Annotated in this window: 1 pseudogene; it reads right to left on the bottom strand. The window is 41.9% G+C overall.

From position 1 onward, the window contains the following. Window positions 1–549: 549 nt before the first annotated feature. Window positions 550–834: pseudogene (locus DYY66_RS12750) on the bottom strand (hypothetical protein); the annotation flags it as partial. Between the last annotated feature and the right edge of the window lie 51 nt (window positions 835–885).

The raw sequence follows: 885 nt of genomic DNA, 5'->3' as shown, positions 1-885 counted from the left end.
TCGTGTCTTGGTGGTGTTCTCTTTTGTGTTGCCAAACTCACTAGTATGAAAACTGGAAGCGATATGAGTGGTGGAATCATTGTATCAAGTCCAGCGTATTGGTAATACGGACTAGAAGACGGTGCTATTGTTATCAAAAAGAACAAGACCAGTCTTATTGTAGATCCTACTGCAATTGACGCAACCGCACCTGCGGCAGTTGACTTTTTCCAAAATGTTCCAAAGACTAGAGGAACTAGACAACCTGCTAATACGATATCAAATGCCAAAATAAGATATGCACCAGGTCTTGGAATGAGATACCCTAATGCAAAAGCGGTAAAGAACATTGGAATAACAAAGAGTCTTGTTGCAACAAGTAGCTGTCTGTCACTAAGTCTTGGTCTCTTCAATAATCTTCCAATTATGTTTCTCTGCAACATGTTTCTTGATAATACGCTTGCAATGGCTAATGTGCCACCATTTGCAGTTGACATGCCACAGCTGACAGTGCTCACAAGCATGAGTATGCCTATCACTGCAGGTACGTGTTTTATTGCAATAATTGGNTGTGTAAGGATCATCAAGTTTTGGCTCTAACGTAAATCCAACGATTCCTATCATAGTTACAGGAATTAGGATCAAAAGAGTAATTCCAGCTCCCATGTAACAACTCTTTGTTGCTGTACGGCCCCCATCTGCTGCAAACACTCGTTCCATAAAGTCTAATGCAACAATGTCTCCCAATCCTAGAGATATTATTGAAGCCCAATTTACGAGTGCTCCATTGCCTACATTGTAGAGGCCCGACATGTCCATGAATCCTGCTGGAGCATTTGCTACTATTGTGTCCAATCCACCTGGAATTGGAGACCATGGACTAATGAAATACAGGAAGCCAGCCCA

The sequence above is a fragment of the Candidatus Nitrosotalea sp. FS genome (assembly GCF_011319475.1).
Taxonomy (GTDB): Archaea; Thermoproteota; Nitrososphaeria; order Nitrososphaerales; family Nitrosopumilaceae; genus Nitrosotalea.
This window is presented reverse-complemented; position numbering and strand designations above follow the sequence as displayed.